The organism is Paenarthrobacter histidinolovorans (assembly GCF_014647595.1).
Classification (GTDB): domain Bacteria; phylum Actinomycetota; class Actinomycetes; order Actinomycetales; family Micrococcaceae; genus Arthrobacter; species Arthrobacter histidinolovorans.
This window is the reverse complement of record NZ_BMPM01000007.1, coordinates 159,857-180,789: the sequence shown is the minus strand read 5'-3', so window position 1 is coordinate 180,789 and position 20,933 is coordinate 159,857. Positions and strand designations below refer to the sequence as shown.

The 20,933-nt window shown below is 63.2% G+C and carries 21 protein-coding genes; 3 read left to right on the top strand and 18 right to left on the bottom strand.

Annotation, left to right across the window (positions count from 1 at the left end; translation table 11 throughout):
* Nucleotides 1-167 precede the first annotated feature (167 nt).
* The 5 genes from IEY62_RS16635 to IEY62_RS16615 all read right to left on the bottom strand — a co-directional run bounded on the left by IEY62_RS16635 (nucleotide 168) and on the right by IEY62_RS16615 (nucleotide 4,514).
* Complete coding sequence (locus IEY62_RS16635) at nucleotides 168-1,913, bottom strand: choice-of-anchor G family protein (RefSeq protein ID WP_189019847.1); 1,746 nt, start codon at nucleotides 1,911-1,913, stop codon at nucleotides 168-170.
* A complete protein-coding gene (locus IEY62_RS16630; RefSeq protein WP_189019845.1) occupies nucleotides 1,910-2,644 on the bottom strand; it encodes a hypothetical protein in 735 nt (244 codons plus the stop codon). Before IEY62_RS16630 ends, IEY62_RS16635 begins: the two co-directional genes overlap by 4 nt.
* A 7-nt stretch (nucleotides 2,645-2,651) precedes the next feature.
* The gene (locus IEY62_RS16625; protein ID WP_229785392.1) at nucleotides 2,652-3,257 is read right to left on the bottom strand and encodes a signal peptidase I; all 606 of its coding nucleotides are present in this window, start codon (nucleotides 3,255-3,257) and stop codon (nucleotides 2,652-2,654) included.
* Between the two features lie 9 nt (nucleotides 3,258-3,266).
* Nucleotides 3,267-4,007, bottom strand: a complete 741-nt coding sequence (locus IEY62_RS16620; RefSeq protein WP_189019843.1) for a SipW-dependent-type signal peptide-containing protein — start codon at nucleotides 4,005-4,007, stop codon at nucleotides 3,267-3,269.
* A 168-nt stretch (nucleotides 4,008-4,175) separates the two neighbouring features.
* On the bottom strand, nucleotides 4,176-4,514 hold the full coding sequence (locus IEY62_RS16615) for a hypothetical protein (RefSeq protein WP_189019841.1): 339 nt from the start codon (nucleotides 4,512-4,514) through the stop codon (nucleotides 4,176-4,178).
* 257 nt (nucleotides 4,515-4,771) lie between these two features.
* Here IEY62_RS16615 and IEY62_RS16610 point away from each other — a divergent pair, with 257 nt between their 5' ends.
* Nucleotides 4,772-5,404 carry a uracil-DNA glycosylase family protein gene (locus IEY62_RS16610; protein WP_189019839.1) on the top strand — a complete coding sequence of 211 codons (633 nt, stop codon included), beginning with the start codon at nucleotides 4,772-4,774 and terminating at the stop codon, nucleotides 5,402-5,404.
* 209 nt (nucleotides 5,405-5,613) lie between these two features.
* Here the strand turns inward: IEY62_RS16610 and IEY62_RS16605 are convergent, their stop codons facing one another.
* The 5 genes from IEY62_RS16605 to IEY62_RS16585 all read right to left on the bottom strand — a co-directional run bounded on the left by IEY62_RS16605 (nucleotide 5,614) and on the right by IEY62_RS16585 (nucleotide 9,953).
* A complete protein-coding gene (locus tag IEY62_RS16605; RefSeq protein ID WP_039239501.1) occupies nucleotides 5,614-6,036 on the bottom strand; it encodes a DUF3151 domain-containing protein in 423 nt (140 codons plus the stop codon).
* The gene (gene fbaA, locus IEY62_RS16600; RefSeq protein WP_189019837.1) at nucleotides 6,036-7,055 is read right to left on the bottom strand and encodes a class II fructose-bisphosphate aldolase; all 1,020 of its coding nucleotides are present in this window, start codon (nucleotides 7,053-7,055) and stop codon (nucleotides 6,036-6,038) included. The genes IEY62_RS16605 and fbaA overlap by 1 nt, the downstream gene beginning before the upstream one ends.
* 159 nt (nucleotides 7,056-7,214) lie before the next feature.
* Nucleotides 7,215-7,913 (bottom strand): TrmH family RNA methyltransferase, encoded by a 699-nt coding sequence (locus IEY62_RS16595; RefSeq protein WP_189019835.1) that lies wholly within the window; start codon nucleotides 7,911-7,913, stop codon nucleotides 7,215-7,217.
* A gap of 76 nt (nucleotides 7,914-7,989) precedes the next feature.
* The gene (locus tag IEY62_RS16590; protein ID WP_189019833.1) at nucleotides 7,990-8,301 is read right to left on the bottom strand and encodes a hypothetical protein; all 312 of its coding nucleotides are present in this window, start codon (nucleotides 8,299-8,301) and stop codon (nucleotides 7,990-7,992) included.
* Between the two features lie 377 nt (nucleotides 8,302-8,678).
* Nucleotides 8,679-9,953 carry a RodZ family helix-turn-helix domain-containing protein gene (locus IEY62_RS16585; RefSeq protein ID WP_189019831.1) on the bottom strand — a complete coding sequence of 425 codons (1,275 nt, stop codon included), beginning with the start codon at nucleotides 9,951-9,953 and terminating at the stop codon, nucleotides 8,679-8,681.
* 307 nt (nucleotides 9,954-10,260) lie between these two features.
* On the opposite strand from IEY62_RS16585, the gene IEY62_RS16580 reads away from it, so the two are divergent.
* Together IEY62_RS16580 and IEY62_RS16575 are read left to right on the top strand one after the other, a co-directional pair.
* Nucleotides 10,261-11,091 (top strand): HAD-IIA family hydrolase, encoded by an 831-nt coding sequence (locus IEY62_RS16580; RefSeq protein ID WP_189019829.1) that lies wholly within the window; start codon nucleotides 10,261-10,263, stop codon nucleotides 11,089-11,091.
* Between the two features lie 12 nt (nucleotides 11,092-11,103).
* Nucleotides 11,104-11,820 (top strand): tyrosine-protein phosphatase, encoded by a 717-nt coding sequence (locus IEY62_RS16575; RefSeq protein ID WP_189019827.1) that lies wholly within the window; start codon nucleotides 11,104-11,106, stop codon nucleotides 11,818-11,820.
* A 32-nt stretch (nucleotides 11,821-11,852) separates the two neighbouring features.
* Here the strand turns inward: IEY62_RS16575 and IEY62_RS16570 are convergent, their stop codons facing one another.
* From IEY62_RS16570 to manD, 8 genes are all read right to left on the bottom strand, one after another.
* The gene (locus tag IEY62_RS16570) at nucleotides 11,853-12,977 is read right to left on the bottom strand and encodes an alpha/beta hydrolase (protein WP_189019825.1); all 1,125 of its coding nucleotides are present in this window, start codon (nucleotides 12,975-12,977) and stop codon (nucleotides 11,853-11,855) included.
* A 47-nt stretch (nucleotides 12,978-13,024) separates the two neighbouring features.
* Complete coding sequence (pyrE, locus tag IEY62_RS16565; protein WP_189019823.1) at nucleotides 13,025-13,609, bottom strand: orotate phosphoribosyltransferase; 585 nt, start codon at nucleotides 13,607-13,609, stop codon at nucleotides 13,025-13,027.
* A 10-nt stretch (nucleotides 13,610-13,619) separates the two neighbouring features.
* On the bottom strand, nucleotides 13,620-14,618 hold the full coding sequence (locus IEY62_RS16560) for a LacI family DNA-binding transcriptional regulator (protein ID WP_189019927.1): 999 nt from the start codon (nucleotides 14,616-14,618) through the stop codon (nucleotides 13,620-13,622).
* 90 nt (nucleotides 14,619-14,708) lie between these two features.
* Nucleotides 14,709-15,992, bottom strand: coding sequence for a multiple monosaccharide ABC transporter permease (mmsB, locus tag IEY62_RS16555; protein WP_189019821.1), 1,284 nt, complete (start codon nucleotides 15,990-15,992; stop codon nucleotides 14,709-14,711).
* 5 nt (nucleotides 15,993-15,997) lie between these two features.
* On the bottom strand, nucleotides 15,998-17,527 hold the full coding sequence (gene mmsA, locus IEY62_RS16550; protein WP_189019819.1) for a multiple monosaccharide ABC transporter ATP-binding protein: 1,530 nt from the start codon (nucleotides 17,525-17,527) through the stop codon (nucleotides 15,998-16,000).
* A 138-nt stretch (nucleotides 17,528-17,665) separates the two neighbouring features.
* Entirely contained in the window at nucleotides 17,666-18,790 is a 1,125-nt protein-coding gene (gene chvE, locus IEY62_RS16545; protein WP_229785390.1) for a multiple monosaccharide ABC transporter substrate-binding protein, read from the bottom strand.
* Between the two features lie 343 nt (nucleotides 18,791-19,133).
* The gene (locus IEY62_RS16540; RefSeq protein WP_229785389.1) at nucleotides 19,134-19,676 is read right to left on the bottom strand and encodes a gluconokinase; all 543 of its coding nucleotides are present in this window, start codon (nucleotides 19,674-19,676) and stop codon (nucleotides 19,134-19,136) included.
* A 7-nt stretch (nucleotides 19,677-19,683) separates the two neighbouring features.
* Complete coding sequence (gene manD / locus IEY62_RS16535; protein WP_189019817.1) at nucleotides 19,684-20,913, bottom strand: D-mannonate dehydratase ManD; 1,230 nt, start codon at nucleotides 20,911-20,913, stop codon at nucleotides 19,684-19,686.
* Nucleotides 20,914-20,933: the final 20 nt, after the last annotated feature.

Genomic DNA, 20,933 nt, shown 5'->3' with positions numbered 1-20,933 from the left:
TGACCAGGACGGGACGCCGTACATGAGAACGCCCCGATGCTTACAGGTGCAGCCTCCCCGGAAGGAAGGCGTACGCAAGAGTTTCGGGGCTCTTACCAGCCAAGTTTAGCCGATGGCAACGGTTTCTCTGGTGTTAGGCCAACGTTCGCGTGCAGTTGTGGACAAAGTCAGGGAAGAACCAAGGCAGCAGGACCTGCCAACGAACTGCCCATCGACAAGCTCAGCAGACCGGCACTGTCCACCAGCCCCACGCGAATTGCGGAGACTTTGTATTCACCCGCCGCAGCTGTGACGTCCGCCGGTTTGCTGCCGGTCCAGCTTTGGTCCGGCTGAACGTTGACGTTGATGGCCACCAACGTACGGACAGCTGTCAGGACAGGCCCGACGGCGTTGATCACCGGCGTGATCAACAACTGCAGATTCGTGCCCAGGGTTGGGATCAGCCCGGCATTGAAGATGGTGGCGTTGAGGACGTTCTTCACCACGTTGTTGCTTCCGGTGAGGAGAGCCGATGTTATGGGGCCCAGCAGGGCCGCCACCACACCTCCAAGGTCAATCCCGAGGACATTGGGGGTTACCACGGGGGCTGCCGCGGTCCCGTCGAGGAACTGCCCCAAAGTGGACGGCCCCATCTTGACGCCGATGGTGGCCGCGTTGATACCCGCCAGCTTCAAGGTGATGTTGGTGGTGGCGTTCAGCGTGATGGAGCGAAGGGCCGTGGTGAGCGCGGCGAGCACCCGGTTCTTCCACGAATCCAGTAATGCCGTGACCCTGGAGGTCACCGCTGTTGTCATGGCCGCATCCAGGACCACGGCGTGATTGGGTTCCATGCCGTTCAAGCCGGTAGTCGTGCTTCCGGCCAGCGAGGCGATGTTAACCTTCACTGTGCCGGTCCCCAGGTTGATGGTGACTATCCCGTCGGTCATCGACTCGGTCATCATCGCGGTCACCCCGCTCAGATCCGGGGCAGACAACGTTGCCGTAGTACTGATGGACCCCAGGGACAGCGACCCCAGCAACGGATTGATGAGTGCCGAGATTCCGTCAGAGATCCCTGTAGTCAACCCGCCCGTCCCCAGCAATGCGTTCAGTTGCGTCGGAACAGCGCCAACCAATGACGCGCCCTGCGTGGACAACGTCCCGACGGCGGGAATCGCCGCTGTCAGGTCCAGCCCGGCTATCCCGTACTGGCGCTGCACGGTGGGCGTGGTGTCCAGCATCGGCCACCCGTTGGTCATGACACAGGAATCCAGCGCAGAAGAAGACGCGACTGCCCCCACGTCCAGGGTGACGCCGGCCAGCGAAGCCGGAACGATGTTGCCCAACGAAATACTGGCTGACTTCGGTGCGGTTGCCGCTCCGTTGGCTGTGCCGGCGACGTCCACGGCGCCGGTCTGATCGGACACAAGCCCGGCAGCTCCGTGCGCCTGTCCGCTCTTTTGCGAGCGCGCCCACTGCGTATACGTCCCCAAGCCGCCTACGGGAACACCCAGCCCCAACCCCACCGAGACCGGACTGCTGCCCAACGCGGTCACTGGGATCTTGGTGACGTAAGCGTCCGTGGTGCCGGGCACGAGAACTGCGGAGACAGGAGTGGGTGAAGCGGACGTGCCGTTGTTCAGCACGGTCAGTCCTTGGACGCCTGCCACGGTGTCCAGGTTGGTGTTCAGCACGGTGCCGTGCAGTTCCCTGGCCCAGGCCTGGTTGGTGAACATGGAGTTGGTACTGCAGTCGCCGGGCGAACTTACACCGACAGCGCTCTTCACCCATTCGCTGTCCGTCCATGCGGCCGTGGTGATGCTGGTGGTTGCGGCCAGGCTGATGGCGGCCGCTGCTGCCACGAGAATGGAGCGGCGTGGTCGGTTGAGGAATGCCCGACGCAGGGGTTGGCTCAGGGAGCTGCGGAGCGTCATGCGCTGTGCCCCTTGGCTTCACGCGGCTGTTTCAGAAACGCCAGCACCGCCGTTCCCAGGAGCAGCAGACCGCCGCCGGCGAACAGTGCCGGGAGGGACGAGGCACCCGTGCTGCCAAGGGGTTCCTTGGTTCCGCCGGTGGTGCCGGGTGGCAGCGAAGGTGCGCTGCCGCCGTCGTCGTCTCCCATGGCGGTCACCCCGATACCCAAGGTGAGCGCGGCGCCTTGGGTCGGAGCGGGGTCGGCGGGTCCGGCCAGGGTGAAACGGAGGTACGGCGCGGTTCCGGCCCGCAGGTTGCTGAGCGGCACACGGAGGCCTTGGTCCCAATCGTTGAGGCGGGTGGGTTGGATTCTGGGCGTTGAGCCCTCGGGGCAGGTCAGTTGCTGGTTCAAGCCACTGTCGCCCTGCCATGGGGACGGGCATTCATCCACGGCGATGCCATATCCATCAGCGGCAGCCAGGCTGCCTGTGGCCACGAGCTGCAAGGAGGAGGTGGCTTGGGGCTTTTCCAGCGACAACCCAATCTGCCACACGAACGAATCGCCGGGCGCCAGTTGCGGGAACTCCAGCGGATAGACGGAAGAGGAAAGCCACAGGGCTCCCGGGATCCCGTTCTCCGGTACCGGGATGAGGGGGTCGGCAGCTTGGGCGGGGACGGCACAGAACAGCACACCGACGACGACGGCGCACGCCGCCGCTGCAGGCCTCACCGCCCGGATCCACTGCTTCACTGCTCTTTCACCTCCCTGTTGACACCACACCTTTGTGTCGGGCAACCCGCTTGGGCCAATACGCCCACACCACGAGCGCGGCGACTGCCATGGTGGCAGCGCCGATGAAACCGGGCCCCCGCATGGCCATCACCCAGGAACCCACCGCGGGGACCGTTGCCAACACCTTCTGTGCGGTGTCCACCTGGTACGGCAGCGGATCCTCTGAACTGTTCGCGTCGCCCTTGAGCCGTAAGGAAGCACCGGATCCATCAGGCTCCACCGACACCACGCGGTGGGTGACCAGGACTCCGGATTCCGAGCGTTTGACCGAGACAACGTCACCCGGGACCAGTTCCGCGGCCGGGACCTGCACGGTAAGGGACAGCGCCCCCACCGGGTAGATGGGCTCCATGGATCCGGTCCGGAAGACCACGAACGACGCCTTGTAGACGAAGCCCAGGACCAACGCCACGATGCACACCAGGCCGAGCAAGGCCACCAACGTCAGGGCAATCTCACGGGAGACCTTGAGGACGCGGGACAAGACGGCCCAGAAGCCCGCCCCTCCTAGGGCAGGGGCCAAAGGGGGCAATGGGGACGAGCTTCTGGTCCGGATCAAGGGCTCTGTCACAGAGCTGTGTTACGAGCTGACGATGCTGGTGAACCTCCACAGCGGAATCGTCTGCTTTCCCTGCAGGGTCACGTCGGTCACGGCGGACGGGAGGGTGATGGCGAAGCAAACGTTCACCGCGGAGCCGGCCGTTGTGGCGTCGACACCCTTCGGCAGGGAGATGGGGGTTGCCGAAACGGTTGTCAGCGGGACACCGGCTGCTGCGGAACCTACGATGTCAGTGCCGCCGGTCAGCGTGCCTGCCGCGCAGTTGGCCGGCGTAACACCCTGGACCGCGCGGTAGGTCAGGGCGTTGTACAGGGCCAGGGAATTGGTGGCGGTGTCAGCTGCGGGTGCGGTTCCACCGAGTTTGACTGCCTCCGCCAAAGTTGCCGTGAGGGCTTCGGAACCTGCTGCGGCCCGGAGCTGCATGGGTGCATAGGCGGTATCGCCGGGCTTGAGGGCGGCCGAAATGGCGCCGAACGTCAGCGCGCCGTCGTTATCCCCGCCTGCGGACGAGTCCGGCACGGTAGGAATGTTCGGCTTGTCGCTCCACGCATCGGCGCCCGTACCGTTGGTGTTGCTGAAAGTGTTTTGCTCCATGTGGTAGGTCAGCGTGCCCGGGCCGTTATCCCCACCGGAATTACCGAAGACCCATTCATTATCAGTCCAGGCAGCCAAGGTGAACGCCGCTCCCACGCCCAGGACAAGCCCGCCGGCAAGGAGTGCACGAACTTTTGTTGCCTTGTTGGATGAAGTCTTTGCGACCATTGTGTAACCCCCACGGTTGATGATGCTGAGCTGGTGGGGAGGCCTCACGGTTTCCCCGAAACAGTAGTTTCACCGTCATTATCTGGGGAAGGAAAAGCCCCACCGGGCCCAGGTGCACTTTAGGGTTAACGGACGCGTTCGACGCCGGTGCGGAGCGCCTTGGGCAGCTTACCCGCCGGCCACGAAACGCAGCGCCGCTTCGGCAAAGGCGGGCCACTCGGTGTGCGAGCCGTAAGGAACTTCGACCCAGTCCTTGAAGGGACGATTCATACCGGATGGATCAAAAAGCACAGCCCCGGGAATGGCCAAAGCACGCGCGTGTTCAGCGGTGTCCTTGCCCAGCTTGAACACCACCTTGTCGCCGTTCAAACAGGCCAGCGCCTTCTTGTCCAGCATGAGCGAGCTGGCTCCGAACATCTTCCCCATCACCACTCCGGCAGATGCGAGCTCTGAACCCAGCTCCTGGAAAGCGGAAACGGCGGCAGCGGGCGACTCTTGTTTCTCCATACCGGGCATCTTGCCCGAAACGACGCACCGGCGTCGAGAGTTGCGCGGGTCCCGAACGTTCGCGGTCACCGAGATGCCGGACACTTTCCCGGGCAACACGCCGGGTCGCATTCGATGGCGCGCCGAACGGGCCCCCACTGGCGCACTAAGTCCGGTAAGGTTAGTTAGCCCCCAACAGCACCCTTTGAGGTTCGGCTGCGGCATGCCCGCGGCCCCTTGGAACGGTGCGCTGTAACACCTAGGAGACCTAACCCCTGATGCAAGAACTGGCGACTGAATCACCCGAAGAAATCCTCTGGAACCGCCGCTACGAACCGCACATCGCTGAGGTCAACGAGCTGTGCGACTCCATCAAGGAGCAGAAGCCAGGCAGCGAGGTCCTCTACATCGACCCCGCCCACAGCATGGATGACTGCCGCATCGTCAGCCTTTTCTCCAATCAGCGCACCACCACCGGTGAGGGCTTCATCACCCCCGGCGAGGAGGAAGCGGCCACCCGCATGCTCGGCATGCAGTGGCAGCTGGGCCTCCGTCCCGAGCTCATGATGCCGTGGAATGCGTACCCGTGGATCGAGCCCAACGAGGAACCGGGCAAGCTCACCCCTGCCAACATCACCGAGGGCCTCAAGCCTTTGCTTCGCCTCCTCCAGCTCCTGCCGCGCACCTCTGCCCTGGTGGCTCACGGAAACGAAGCCCACCGCCTGGCCGACCAGCTCATGAAGGCCGCACCGGCCAGCATCGCGCGCCGTGGCTTCAAGACGTTCAAGGTCCGCTCGCTCGGTGGCCGCTCCTTCGCCGGCACCCCGGCACGCCAGCAGGAATACCTGGACGCCATCCACGGCGCCTACGCCGAGGCCATGGCCCGCACGGGTATCCCCCGCAAGGCCTAGTTACCCCTTCGTTGTGGGGCCCGCTTTGCACCCCAATCCCCCGGGAATGCACGCAGACCGGGCCCCACAACACCCACACTTTCGTTGTGGGGCCAGCTTTGCACCCCAAACCCCCGGGAATGCACGCAGACCGGGCCCCACAACACCCACACGACGACGGCGACCCTCACCTTTTGGTGGGGGCCGCCGTCGTCGTTTGCTTTGATGCCTTAGCGGGCTTCGAGCGCTGCCTTGGCCTTCGGGTCCGAGTCGTTCAGGAACTTCTCGATCCGCTCCGGCTCCTCAGCCTCGCCAATGGCGGAGGCTGCACGGCCCAGTGCGTAGAGCGCGCGCAGGAAGCCCTGGTTGGGCTCGTGCTCCCATGGGATGGGTCCGACGCCGCGCCAACCGTTGCGGCGGAGGGAGTCCAAACCGCGGTGGTAGCCAACACGGGCGTAGGCGTAGGACTCGATGGTCCGGCCTTCAGCCCAGGCTTCCTCGGCGAGGATGGCCCACAGGAGTGACGAGGTGGGGTTCTGCGCTACGAGGTCCAGTGCTTCCTTGCCGAGGGCCAGGTGCTGGTAGATCTCGTTCTCGGCGGGCAGGAGCGTGGGCTCCGGCCCCATCAGGTTCTTCCGGAATTCGTCAGACATTAGAAGGTCTTGCCAACCGATCCGAGCTGCTGTGCGGCTTCGACGATGCGCGCGGCCATGCCGGCTTCGGCGGAAGCGCCCCAGACGCGGGGGTCGTAGGTCTTCTTGTTGCCCATTTCGCCGTCGACCTTCAGGACGCCGTCGTAGTTGGAGAACATGTGGCCGGCAACCGGGCGGGTGAACGCGTACTGGGTGTCGGTGTCGATGTTCATCTTGATGACACCGTAGGAAACGGCGTCAGCGATTTCCTGTTCCGTGGAGCCGGAGCCGCCGTGGAAGACGAGGTCGAACGGGTTTTCCTTGCCGATCTTGGCGCCAACCTCGGCCTGGATCTGCTTGAGCAGTTCGGGGCGGAGCTTCACGTTGCCCGGCTTGTACACGCCGTGCACGTTGCCGAAGGTCAGAGCGGTCAGGTAGCGGCCGTTTTCGCCGGCACCCAAGGCCTCGATGGTCGCGAGGGCGTCTTCGGTGGTGGTGTAGAGCTTCTCGTTGATTTCGTTCTCAACGCCGTCTTCTTCGCCACCGACGGTGCCGATTTCAACTTCGAGGATGATCTTGGCAGCAGCGGCGCGCTCCAGCAGTTCACGGCCGATGCGCAGGTTCTCGGAGAGGGTCTCGTGCGAGCCGTCCCACATGTGCGAGTTGAAGATCGGGTCCTTGCCGGCCTTGACGGCTTCCTCGGAAGCGGAGAGAAGCGGCAGAACGAAGTCTGCCAGCTTGTCCTGCGGGCAGTGGTCCGTGTGCAGGGCAATGTTGACGTTGTAGTTCTTGGCAACTTCGCGGGCGAACGCGGCGAAGCCGAGGGAACCGGCCACCATGTCCTTGACCGAAGCGCCCGACCAGTAGGCTGCGCCACCGGTGGAAACCTGGATGATGCCGTCGGATTCTGCCTCGGCGAAACCGCGGATCGCAGCGTTCAGAGTCTGCGACGACGTCACGTTGACCGCGGGGAAAGCGAATCCGCCAGCCTTTGCGCGGTCGATCATCTCGGAGTAAATCTCTGGGGTTGCAATGGGCATGGTGACTCCTATGCTGAATTCGTCTGTGGGTTGGTAACCCTGGAGTAGACCGCTTACGGCTAGCACCCATCCTAGCGATATCCGCCGGGCCGCCGTGTTTCGGGTCACTGGAGGCCCTTAACACTTCCGCTGGGTTGGCACTTAGTGCCAACCGGGGAGCTAAGAGACCGGCTGCTGGAAGACGTGGCGGCGGACCCAGGCGTGCATGGCGATGGCCGCAGCGGACGCCGCGTTCATGGATCGCGTGGAGCCGAACTGCTCAATGGACAGGGTTGCGACGGCGGCATCGTGCACCTCGGGCGTGAGGCCGGGGCCTTCCTGCCCGAATACCAGGACGCAGTTCCTGGGGAGGTCGTAGGTTTCCAGCGGCACGGAATCCGGGAAGATGTCGATGCCGATGACAGCCAGCCCCTCCCCCTCGGCCCACTGGACGAAATCCTCAACGGTGGGGTGGTGGCGGACGTGCTGATAGCGGTCGGTGACCATGGCTCCGCGACGGTTCCACCGCCGTCGGCCAATGATGTGGACCTCCTTGGCGAGGAACGCGTTGGCAGTCCGCACCACGGTCCCGATGTTGAGGTCGTGCTGCCAGTTCTCAATGGCGATGTGGAAGTCGTGGCGCTTAGAGTCGAGGTCGGCGACAATCGCTTCGTGCTTCCAATAGCGGTACTGGTCCACCACGTTGCGCCGGTCGCCGTCGCGCAGGAGGTCCGGATCCCAGTGCTCGCCAACGGGCCACTCGCCTTCCCAGGGTCCGACGCCGACCTCTGCCTTCGCTTCGGCCTCACCTTCCTCTGTGGTTCCCTCCGGGGATTCGACAGGGGTGGGCAGGGCTGTATCAGGGGGAAGGTCAGTCACCCCTCAACTTTAGCCCTGCCATTGAGGTTGCCTGTTCGCTGATGTCGAACGGCCGGCGGCGGCTCACCAGTAGTGTCTAGTCACTGTTTTTACGATGGCGAATGGTTGTAGCCGCCACAACAACGACGCCTAATGTCACGGTCGCGGTGATGAAGAACCTACCCGTCTCCTTCTTCTTTACCCGAACCCGGGCAACAAGCTCTTGTCCTTGTTGAATCAGCCAGACGTTGTTCAGGGTCTCACCCTGTTTGATGGCCATTTGAATCAACGGGTGCCGCTCGGCATCTTCTTTTGCCAAGCGCAAAGTGCTTTCGCTTTCCCTGATGGCTCGGACGACTTCCTCTTGACCGTCACGCAAGAGTGGAATCGGCTCCTCATTCTGAGGCATTTGCGCTCACTTTCCTTGTCTCGCAGTTGATCCCGGACCGCGTTTGCAGCGTTCCAGGAGCTGCCCGCTGATGACGCCCCGGGATGCGATATATACCGACTTCTTTCGCCCAAGCACGCACTCTTGCATTAAAGCCGCTCCGGCAGTCCCGTTACGACATATGACAGGGAAGCCGTCGCTGGATATCGCAGGTATCAAGCGGATTCGGTCTGCCCCACCCCGGCCTCAACCCGCGGAGCTGTGCGGCGCAATCGAGCGGTCCTTCCCCTACGTCCGCCCAGCCGTCGCGGCGACGATCATTCAGGACGATCATTCGTCGCGCTCGGCCAGCAGGGCGGCGACGTGGTAGGAGTGCCTTAGACGGAGCTGGTCCTGCCTTAGCCCATCTTCCACTTGTTGATGCGGTACGAGTTGGCCAGCTGTTCGAAGAGTCCGGGGTGTGCGTCCCAGTATTCTTTGTGTCCGCTGACGCCGAGCATCTGCGGCGTTCCCCAAGGCGTTACAGCGAACAGGTTGACTGCCTGGATGGCTTCTCCGCGGGCGTTGGTGCAGGTGAATCCGACAACCACGGCCGCACCGCGACGGAATTCACGGATTTCCGGCATGGAGGTTTTGAAGTCCGAGGCGCACTTGTGGCCAACCAGGTTCTGGGGCAGTTCGGTGGCCGTCATGCCCTTGTACCTGGCCTCGATGTCTTCCAGGGCCTTCTTGATCTCCGCCGGATCCTTGCCGAATTTACCTTCCTCCGACTCCGCGAAGAAGGCGTAGGCGAGCGCGATTCCGTCGCCGTCGGTTTCTGCGGTGCCTTGGGCCTTCTTCTGGATCTCTTCACCCGTAGTGGGATCCTTGGTGATGCCGAACGACTCGTCGTGGGTCCACTCCGCCAGGTATTGGAAGGACGATTCTCCCGTGACCCATTTGCTGAACAGGGGGTCGCCGTCGGCCGGAACGTTGCTGGGGCCGGCGAAGTTTTCCCACGCTGACGGCAGCGGGATTGCGCCGGCGGGGATGTCAGTGGACGACGAGGCCCCACCCGACGGCTCGGCCTCGGTGGAAGGTTGAGCCTCTGTGGAAGGTTCAGCCGCCGCGTCGGACGCCTCGTCCGAAGAAGTCACCGAGGGCGACGGCGAGTCAACGGCAATCGGCTTGGTCATCGACGGAATCAGCCACGTAAACGCCACCACCAGGGCAATAATCGCGACGACGGCGACCCCGCCGAGGATCAGGAACAGGGACTTCTTGTTGTGGTCACCCGGGTTCTGGCCGGGGCCTGAGGGCTGGTTTGGGTAGCCAGGCTGGCCCGGTCCCGTGGGCTGTCCAGGGTAACCGGCACATGGTGGCGGGAACCCGGGCTGGTTTGGGTAGCCGGGCTGGTTTGGGTAGCCGGGCTGGCCGGGCTGCGGCTGGCCCTGCTGCACGGGGAAGGCCTGGGTGGGGTTGTGCTGCGCAGGAAAGGCCTGCGTCGGAGCGTCCTGCGGCTGGCCAGGCTGCGGCGGGCCGGGCTGGCCCTGCTGCTGGGCTTCCGGCTGGTACATGGGCTGCGTCTGTCCGGGCTGGTACTGGCGGTATTGGTCTTTGCCAGTGTCATAGCGCGGTTGCGGGACGCCGTCCGGGTTGTAGGGAGGCTGCGGTATGCCGTTGTTGTTGCTCATAGCAAGGCCCTTTCACATGCAGTGGGCACCGGAACATCCTGGCGGACGTAACCGGTGGTCTATCCGGAACGAGGGACCTGCTGGGGCGCCAGCGGCACAAAAAATCCACCATGCCGATCCCCCGACCCACGGTGATGGCACGCCTGCGCCGCCACAAGCGTAGTGCAGTTCACCGCGGGCGACACAAGTCAAAGGCCTTATCCACATGGGCAGAACTACCCACACAAGGGGAATCGCAGGATGTCCAGCCGCCCGAATGATGAAAGACTGGGGAGCAGTGCATGAACAACCCCAGCCGGAGGCAAATATGGCAGAAGAAACCACGCCCCACCCGTCCACGTCGGTTTACCGTAATGGCCACGAGATCGAATGCTGGCTCACGGACATGGACGGCGTCCTCGTCCACGAAAACCAGGCCATCCCCGGCGCCGCTGAACTCATCCAGCGCTGGGTGGACACGTCCAAGCGCTTCCTGGTGCTGACCAACAACTCCATCTTCACGCCCCGCGACCTCGCAGCACGCCTCCGGGCATCCGGCCTTGAAGTCCCGGAAGAGAACATCTGGACCTCCGCACTGGCAACGGCACAGTTCCTCAAGGACCAGGTGCAGTCCTCCGATTCGGGCAACCGTGCGTACACCATCGGCGAGGCGGGCCTCACCACGGCCCTGCACGAAGCCGGATTCATCCTCACAGACACCGAGCCCGATTTCGTGGTCCTCGGCGAAACCCGCACGTATTCCTTCGAGGCGATCACCATGGCCGTCCGCCACATCCTGGCGGGGGCCCGCTTCATCGCCACCAACCCGGATGCCACCGGGCCTTCCAAGGACGGTCCCATGCCGGCCACCGGTGCCATCGCGGCCATGATCACCAAGGCCACGGGCCGCGAACCGTACATCGTGGGCAAACCGAACCCCATGATGTTCCGCTCAGCCATGAACCAGATCGATGCCCACTCGGAGACCACGGCCATGATCGGCGACCGCATGGACACCGACATCGTGGCAGGCATGGAAGCGGGCCTGCACACGGTCCTGGTGCTCAGCGGTATCACGCAGCGGGAGGAGATCGTGTCCTTCCCGTTCCGGCCCAACCAGATCCTGGACTCCGTGGCCGACCTCAAGAGCCAGATCTAGGAAGGAAAAGCGATGGCTGTGCTCAATCTGCGACCCCTGGCCGGGGGACGGATTCTCAGGGGGAGCCAGCCGTTCGGCTTGGACGCCGCAGCAACATCCGGGTTCCTGGCGGAGCACGGCATCCAAGCCATCGTTGACCTGCGCAGCGAGCTCGAGCGCTCCCTCGTTCCGTGGCTGGTCCACGACGGTCTGGTTCACGACGGCGACGGCGAGCCTGCCGCCGTCGCCGCCCCCGCCGTCGAACTCATCCATAACCCGCTGGACCCAAATGCCATTGCGGGGTCGCTCCAAGCGGTGGAGACGGCCGAGGACCTGGGCGAGCTGTACCTCGGCTGGGTCCGTTTGCGACCCGAATGGGTGGCAGATTCCCTGCGGCCCGTAGCCCGTGGCAAGCGCACACTGGTGCACTGTTCCTTGGGAAAGGACCGGACCGGAGTGGTTTCCGCGATCGGGCTTCTTGCCACAGGCGGGACCGAGGACGAGGTAGTGGCGGACTACGTGGCCACCACGGCCAACCTGCCGGACGTCCTGGAGGTCATGGCCGAAACGTGGCGACTCAGCGTCCCCTCCACCCCCGCAAAGTACTTCAGCCCTGACCTCATGATCCTGCAGAGCCCGGAAGCTGCCATGCGGCATTTCCTGGCCGGATTCGCCAAGGAATTCGGGGACGTTGGCGGCTTCCTGCGCGAGGCGGGCCTCACCGCCGTCGAGGTTGAAGCGCTGCGCTGAACTGGAGCGCACCGAACTGCAGGCGTCCTGCTTCAGGCGGGCCTGATGACCTTGCCATTAGGCTCCCGGTAGGAAGGCTCCTCCGGTTCCGGGGGCAGGGGCAGGAGCTCGTTCTGGACCTGTTCCAGCAATGGCCGGTACACGCTGGCGTTCCACTGCGGACTCGCATGGGCCGGCCGTGCGCCCTCCGTGCTCAGGGTGGGCAGGGCCATGTTGGCGCCGAACACCTTGCTCCACCCGGCACGCGCCGATTCATAGTCCACGGTGCCGTCCTTGGAGTTGCCCATGAACGCCATCTTGGCGCCGCCGATCTTGCCCGCGAACCGCAGCCCGTCAAAGTGGTAAATATAGGCCGACTCTGTCTGGATCAGCACACTGGACGGAGCAATGGGTGACAGTTGCTCCATGGTCTGATCCAGGATTTGCCGCCAGGTGCGCTCGTCCTTGTGAACCACACGCTCCCCCAGCTCATAGCCGCCGCGCAGCACCGAAGGAACGCGGAAGCCATTCTCATAGAGGAACACCACGCCGTCGAACCAGCTCTGGTCCAAGACGTCTGCGCGGCTGAACGGACTCGAGTCCAGCACGATCACCTGCGTTTCCACCCCATGGAGTTCCAGCAGACGCGCAGCAACCTGCGTGGCGAGCATCCCGCCGAAACTGTGGCCGTAGAAATACAGCTTCTCGAGTTCCAGCTCACGGACATGCAGGATGACTGCGCGGACTATTTCGTCGACGTCCAGGCCCAGGTTGGAATACCCGACGGCGGCCAGGCGGCCGCGCTGGTGCAGGGCAGGACGCAGCGAGTTGAGGATCCACTGGGCCTCTTCCCAGCTGGTTTTGTACCCGGGAAAGAGGATCCAGCTGGCCTTGGGAAAGTACAGGTCCGAGTACGGATCGGGGACGCGAAGGATCTTTGTGGCGCGGCGCTCGGCCTGAACACGCCGGGTGAAAAGCATGTCCCCGGCGAGCGCAGCGGAAATACCGGCGAAGGTAAGGAAATTACGGCGGGACGTCTTCTTGAGACGCGCAGCGTAAGGCAGGACCCGGGCCCAGGAGCCCGGATCCCCTGCCGTTTCCGGCTCCGGAGTTACCGGCGCCGGAGGGTTTTCAGTCACCTCCGGCGGCGCCGGGAGCTTGCCTACTTGCACGTCCACGCAGCAAGCATAGGCGTCACGGGCACTGCCTTACATCCCCGCGGTTTTTAGTCGAGGCCCAGTTCGTCCTTGCCGAAAGCGAAGAGGTACGGAACGCCGGTTTCGGCTTCGATTTTCTCTTTGGCACCGGTGTTGCGGTCCACGATCACGGCCACGGCCACCACGTTGCCGCCGGCCTTGCGGACACCTTCGACGGCGGTCAGCGCGGAGCCGCCGGTGGTGGACGTGTCCTCGAGGACCACTACGTTGCGGCCCTCCACTGAGGGACCTTCCACCTGGCGACCCATGCCGTAGGACTTCTGGGCTTTGCGGACGACGAAAGCGTCCACGGCACGGCCGGCATCGGCAGCGGCGTGCATCACCGCGGTACCGACGGGGTCGGCGCCCATGGTGAGTCCGCCTGCGCACTCAACTGAAACGCCGGCGTCGTCGATCATTGCCAACATGACCTGGCCCACCAGCTTGGAGGCCTCGTGGTGCAAGGTGATGCGGCGCAGGTCGATGTAGTAGTCAGCTTCCTTGCCGCTGGAGAGGATCACCTTGCCGCGGACCACCGCCAGTTCTTTGATGAGTTCAAGAAGGCGGGCACGGGCAGCAGCAGTGTCGACTGCAGGGGTACTGGTGGAAGTCATGGCTCCTAGTTTAGTGTGCCGCCGTAGAGTGTGCTGGCGCCGCCGTGGTTGCCCTGATGACCAAACGCGGATCCACAATCTGGTCCCGGGTTCCGGCCTGCCCCTCCAGCTGGTGCAGCATCTCTTCCATGGTCTTGCGTCCGAGTTCTTCGAAGTCCTGTTTGATGGTGGTCAAGGGAGGCATGAAGAACCCGGCCTCCGGCTGGTCGTCGTACCCCACCACGCTGATATCGCCGGGTACGTGGCGGCCCGCTTCCTGGAGTGCGCGGAGGACTCCGACGGCCATCTGGTCATTCGCCACGAACACAGCGGTCACGGAGCCGTAGTCGATGAGTTCCAGTCCGGCCTGGTAACCGGATGCGGCATCCCAGGCGCCCTGGAGCAGGACGTCCGCTTCGAGTCCGGCCGCGCCCATTGCCTCCCGCCAGCCCTCGATGCGTTCGGCGGCGTCAATCCAGTGTGTTGGCCCGGAAATATGCGCGATGCTGCGGTGTCCCAGTCCGATCAGGTGTTCCACGGCCAGCCGGGCCCCCAGACGCTGGTTGAGGGACGCCCCGGTGAGTTGGTTTCCCGCACCGGCCCCAACGGCCACGATGGGCACGGGTACTGAAACGTCGTCCAAGGCCGCAAGGACATCGGGATGTGGGACCAGAATGACGATGCCGTCCACGGATTGGCTGCGGAAGTGGCCCATGGCGTCGTTGATGCTGTCACTTGTCACTTCGCGAAGGTTCGCGATGCTGACGAAGTACCCTGCTTCCCTGCCCGCCTGCTCAACTCCGAGCAACGTGTTCGCCGGTCCGAACTGTCCAGTTTCGCAGGCAAGAACACCAATGGTCCGGGACCGCCGCGTCACCAGGCTGCGTGCGGCGGTGTTCCGGCGGTAGCCGAGGCGGGCTATCGCCGCTTCAACCCGTTGCCTGGTGTTGTGGCTGACGTTCGGGTGGTCGTTCAGGACACGGGAAACTGTTTGGTGCGAGACCCCGGCCATCTTGGCCACATCCCCCATCACCGGCGGCCGGCTCGGTGAATCGGGGGCGGCCCCGGGCAATACCCGGGGCCGCAGTGTGGGCGGCTGTTCACCGCGTGGCATCGGACGCTACTTCGCGTCGACGCCCACGGGCTCCGCCTTGGCTGCCGGAGCTGCCTCGGTTGCCGGGGGTGTGGTCTTCCACTTGAAACGGCGGCCCATGGAGGACCCTCCACCGGCACCGGTCCGGTTCTTGTTGAAGATGTCGAAGCCGACAGCCAGCAAAAGCACCAGGCCCTTGATGAGCTGCTGGTAATCGGTGCCCAGGCCAAGGATGGACATACCGTTGTTCAGGACGCCCATGATCAGGCCACCGATCATGGCTCCCGCCACGGTGCCGATGCCGCCTTGGACAGCTGCGCCGCCGATGAAGGCCGCAGCGATGGAGTCCAACTCGAAACCGGTGCCGCCGGCGGGCTGTGCCGAGTTCAGGCGGGCCGTGAAGACCAAGCCCGCCAGTGCAGCCAGGACGCCCATGTTGACGAAGAGCCGGAAGGTGACCTTCTTGGTCTTGATACCGGACAGCTCGGCGGCGTGGAGGTTGCCGCCAATGGCATAGGTGTGGCGGCCGAAGATGCTGTTGCTCATCAGGGCCGAGTACAGAATCACAAGGACTGCCAGGACAACCAGGACAATCGGGGTTCCACGGTAGCTGGCCAGGAGGAAGGTGATGATGAGCATCAGGAGCGCGATGAAACCGTTCTTGACGGCGAACCAAGCCATCGGTTCGTTCTCGAGATTGAACTTGCGGCGGACCCGGCGTTCCTTCAAAGCCTGGAAAAGGATGGCAGCCGTACCGCCAACACCCAGGATCACTGTCAACCATTCAAGGACGGACGTGCCGCCGGAGATGTCCGGCAGGAAGCCGCCACCGAGGGCGCGCAGTTCGTTCGGGAACGGGGTGATCTGCTGGTTCTTGAGGGTAATCAGGGTCAAACCACGGAAGATCAGCATTCCGGCCAGGGTGACGATGAATGCGGGGATGCCGACGTAGGCGATCCAGTAACCCTGCCATGCACCAACAAGGGCCCCCACCAGGAGGCACGCCGGGATGGCAAGCCACCAGGCCCAGCCCCAGTGCACGATCATCACACCTGCCACGGCGCCGATGAAGCCCGCGATCGAGCCGACGGAGAGGTCGATGTGGCCGGCGATGATGACCATCACCATGCCAATGGCAAGGATCAGGATGTAGCTGTTCTGGACCACCAGGTTGGTGACGTTCTGGGGTTCGAGGAGGATGCCGTCGGTGAGGACCTGGAAGAGGATGACGATCAGGATCAGGGCGACGAAGATGCCAACCTGGCGGAGGCGGCTTGTGAGGAAGCCAAGGGATTCTCGTAGGGCGGACATGGTGGCTATTCCTTCTCTTGAGTCATGTAGTGCATGAGGGTTTCCTGGGTGGCTTCGGCGATGGGGACCTCGCCGGTGATGCGCCCCGCTGAGAGCGTGTAGATCCTGTCGCAGATACCCAGGAGTTCCGGCAGTTCGGAGGAGATCACAATCACCGCTTTCCCCGAAGCCGCCAGCTCAGCGATGATCGTGTAGATCTCAAACTTGGCGCCGACGTCGATCCCGCGCGTGGGTTCGTCCAGGATCAGGACGTCGGGGTCGGAGAACATCCATTTACTGAGCACCACTTTTTGCTGGTTTCCGCCGGAGAGCTTGCCCGTGATCGCGGCAACCGAGGGGGCTTTGATGTTCATGCTCTTGCGGTAGTGGTTGGCCACCGTGGTTTCCTGGTTGCCGTCCACCCAACCACGTTTGGCCAGCTTGTTCAGGGCGGCCATGGAAATATTCCGCTTGATGTCTTCTATCAGGTTCAGGCCGTAGTGCTTCCGGTCCTCGGTGGCATAGGCAATGCCGTGCTCGATGGCATCCGAAACCGTGGACGTGTTGATCTCCTGGCCATACTTGTAAACCTTGCCGGAGACCGCGCGGCCGTAGGTGCGGCCGAAAACACTCATTGCGAGTTCGGTCCTGCCCGCACCCATCAGGCCGGCCAAACCAACAACCTCCCCCTTCCGGACCGTCAGGTTGGCGTTGCTGACCACCATGCGCGAGTGGTCCTGTGGATGCTGGACCGTCCAATCCTCGATGCGGAGGACTTCTTCGCCGATGTTGGGGGTCCGGTCCGGGTACAGGCTTTCGAGGTCGCGTCCCACCATGCCGCGGATGATGCGCTCCTGCGTGATCTGCCCCTGGTCCAGGCGCAGTGTCTCGATGGACTTGCCATCGCGGATGATGGTGACGGCGTCGGCCACCTTGCGGATCTCGTTGAGCTTGTGGCTGATGATGATGCTGGTGACGCCCTGGCCTTTGAGGTGCAGGATGAGGTCCAGCAGGTGGTCGGAGTCTTCGTCGTTCAGCGCTGCGGTGGGCTCATCCAGGATGAGCAGCTTCACCTCTTTGGAGAGTGCCTTGGCAATCTCCACGAGCTGCTGCTTGCCCACACTGATGTGCTGGATGGGCGTTACGGGATTTTCGCTCAGGCCCACGCGCGCCAGCAGCTTGGCGGCCTCCAGGTTGGTCTTGCGCCATTCCACCCAGCCATTCCTGGCCAGCTCGTTGCCGAGGTAAATGTTCTCCGCAATCGACAGGTAGGGGCTCAGCGCCAGTTCCTGGTGGATGATCACGATGCCGCGCTTCTCGCTGTCCGTGATGCTCGAAAATTCGCAGGCTTCATTCTCGAACAGAATGTCGCCGTCGAAAGTGTTGTGGGCGTAGACGCCGGACAACACTTTCATGAGGGTGGATTTCCCGGCTCCGTTCTCACCACAAATGGCGTGAACCTCACCTCGGTTGACGTCCAAGGTGACGTCCTGGAGGGCTTTTACACCGGGGAAAGTCTTGGTGATTCCTCGCATTTGAAGAATGGGTACGTTCATCGTCAATTCCCGCTGACTGGTTGAAACTTGGCCGGGCCGAGGACTCGACAGGCTCTGGGGATGCTGTGGCCCCACCGCTGCGCGTTGGAAATTGCGCGCTGCAGCACAGGTCGGTGGGGCCACAGATGGAGGAGGTGGTTACTTGACGTCGGCTTCGGTGTAGTAGCCCGAGTCGATGAGTTCCTTCTTGTAGTTGTCCTTGGTGATGATGACGGACTTCAGAAGGTAGGCCGGAACAACCTTGACCTTGTTGTTGTAGGTCTTGGTGTCGTTGGTTTCGGGCTCACTGCCCTTGAGTACTGCGTCAACCATTTTCACGGCCTGCGCGCCCAGCTGGCGGGTGTCCTTGAAGATGGTGGAGTATTGCTCGCCGGCGATGATGGACTTCACGGAACCCTTTTCGGCGTCCTGGCCGGTCACAACCGGGAGCTTGCCGGTGGAGTAGCCGCCGGTGCTGGTCAGGGCGGAAATGATGCCGATGGACAGGCCGTCATACGGGGACAGCACGCCATCCAGCTTGGTGCCGGAGCTGTAAGCCGAGGTAAGGATGTCTTCCATGCGCTTCTGGGCAACGGGTGCCTGCCAGCGGAGGATGGCTGCCTGCTCGAACTTGGTCTGGCCGCTGGGGACCTTCAAGGTGCCTGCATCCAGGTACGGCTTGAGGGTGTCCATTGCGCCGGTCCAGAAGAAGTTGGCGTTGTTGTCGTCCGGGCTGCCCGCGAACAATTCGACGTTGAACGGGCCCTTGCCCTCTACCTTCTTGCCGCTGGCATCAACGAGTCCCAGACCCGTCAGCAGTGATGTGGCCTGCTGGACGCCCACGGTGTAGTTGTCGAACGTGGTGTAGTAATCCACGTTCGGCGTTCCGTTGATGAGGCGGTCGTAAGCGATGACCTTGACGTTCTGTTCCTTGGCCTTCGCCAGGACGTCCGTCAGCGTGGTGCCGTCGATGGCTGCGATGATGAGTGCCTTCGCACCCTTGGTCAGCATGTTCTCAATCTGGGAAACCTGCGTGGGGATGTCATCGTTGGCGAACTGCAGGTCCGTCTTGTAGCCGAGGTCCTTCAGGGACTTCTCAACATTGGCACCATCTGCGATCCAACGCTCCGACGTCTGGGTCGGCATCGAAATGCCCACCAGCGAATCGCTGGGCTTTGCGCTGCTGGAAGACTCCGCCGCGCCTCCACGGCTGCCGCAGCCTGTGGCTCCGACGGTCAAGGTTAGGACAACCGCTACGGCGCCCAGGAGTTTTTTCAATCTCACGTTGCTCTCCTTCCGCGGCAGCAGTGCCGCGAACTCTGATGCAGCCGGAGCATCTGCGCGTCCGGCACGGTGAAGCTGGATGAGGCCTGCGTGCTGGGGGCTGCACAAGCCGTTCAAAAGGTATTGCGACTGCCATTGTGAACGCTAACAATACTCGCGGTCAAGTGCTGCAGATCACGAAATGGCTGCAGTGAACCACCCCTTGCCAAAGTCTTGATTTACAACGTTGTTAGCGTTCACAATGACCCGCGCCGCTCCCCGGACGACAAAACCCGGCACCGCCCTGTGGGCGATACCGGGTTTGAGGAGTACCTCAATGGAGGCGGGCGCAAACAACAGCGCTTCAGACGCGCTCCGTCGTTGCGTCCTTGAGTCCCGTCAGGGCCGCCCCCACATGATTCACGATGTCCTCGATGGGCTGTGCGATATCCACCACCACCCCGGTTTCGTCGTCCTGCAAAGGTTCCAGGGTGGCCAGTTGGGAGTCCAGCAACGACGCCGGCATGAAGTGTCCGGGCCGCGCCTTCATGCGGGCGTCCAACAGTTCGCGCGTCCCTTGCAGGTGTACGAACACCACGGACGGGTCGGCGCTGCGGATGATGTCCCGGTAGGAGCGCTTGAGCGCGCTGCACGCGATCACCAAGGAAGCGTCCGACGCCGGGAACCGCCTTCCGATTTCGGCCAGCCATGGGGCGCGGTCGTCGTCGTTCAGCGGAGTACCCGAGGCCATCTTGTCGATGTTCGCCTGCGGGTGCAGCGAATCGCCGTCGAGAAAGCCAGCGCCGAGCCGTTCGGCGAGGGCGGCACCCACCGTGCTCTTGCCGCAGCCGGCAACACCCATCACCACGATGTGGTGGCGAGCACCAGAACCCTCTTTACCAATCATGACCGCCTTACCAATCATGAACAGTGCCGTCCACGAGCCGGTTGTAGGGCAGGTAGGCCTGCTGGTACGGGAATGCGGCAGCGGCTTCCTCGTTGAATTCGACGCCGATACCGGGGTTCTCGCCGGGGTGCAGGTAGCCGTCCTTGAAGGTCATGGACTGCTGGAAGACTTCGTTGGTCTTGTCCGAGTGCTGCATGTACTCCTGGATGCCGTAGTTGTGGATGGCCAGGCCCACGTGCAGCTGGGCGGCAAAACCTACCGGGGAGATGTCCGTGGGGCCGTGGAAACCGGACTTGATCTGGTACTGCGCGGCGAAGTCCATGACCTTCTTCAACGGTGAAATACCACCGAAGTGGGTGGAGGCCGCACGGACGTAGTCGATCAGTTGCTCTTTGATGAGGGTCTGGAAGTCGAACACCGTGTTGAAGATTTCACCGATGGCCAGCGGGGTGGTGGTGTGCTGCCGGACCAGGCGCAGGCCTTCCTGGTTTTCGGCCGGGGTGCAGTCCTCCAACCAGAAGAGGTCATAGGGCTCCAGGGCTTTGCCGAGCTTGGCGGCCTGGATGGGGGTCATGCGGTGGTGGCCATCGTGCAGCAGCGGGATCTCGGGGCCGAACTCGTTGCGCACTGCTTCAAACACAGTGGGCAGGTGGCGCAGGTAGGCGCGGGTGTCCCAGTCCTCCTCCAGCGGGAAGGTACCGCGGCCGGCGGGTTCGTAGTCATAACGCTCGCCCGAGGCCTGTGCCTGGGCAGCCACACCGTACACGGCCTTGATCCCGGGGATCGCGGTCTGGATGCGGATGGACTTGTAGCCCAACTCCAAGTGCTCCCGGACAGAGTCGAACAACGACGGAATATCCGCACCCGAGGCGTGGCCGTAGGCGCGCAGGCCATTGCGGGAAGCACCGCCCAGCAACTGATAGACCGGCAGCCCGGCCACCTTGCCCTTGATATCCCACAAGGCCATGTCGACGGCGGCAATCGCCGCCATGGTCACGGGGCCACGGCGCCAGTAGGAGCTGCGGTACAGGAACTGCCAGGTGTCCTCGATCCGGTGCGGATCCTTACCGATCAGCAACTGCGCCACGTGCTCCTTCAGGTACGCGGCAACGGCGAGTTCACGGCCGTTGAGCGTCGCGTCACCAATGCCCGTCACACCGTCCTCCGTGGTGATACGCAAAGTAACAAAGTTACGGGACGGGCTGGTCACAAAGACTTCAGCAGCAATGATTTTCATGGTGTGGCAATCCTTCCAAG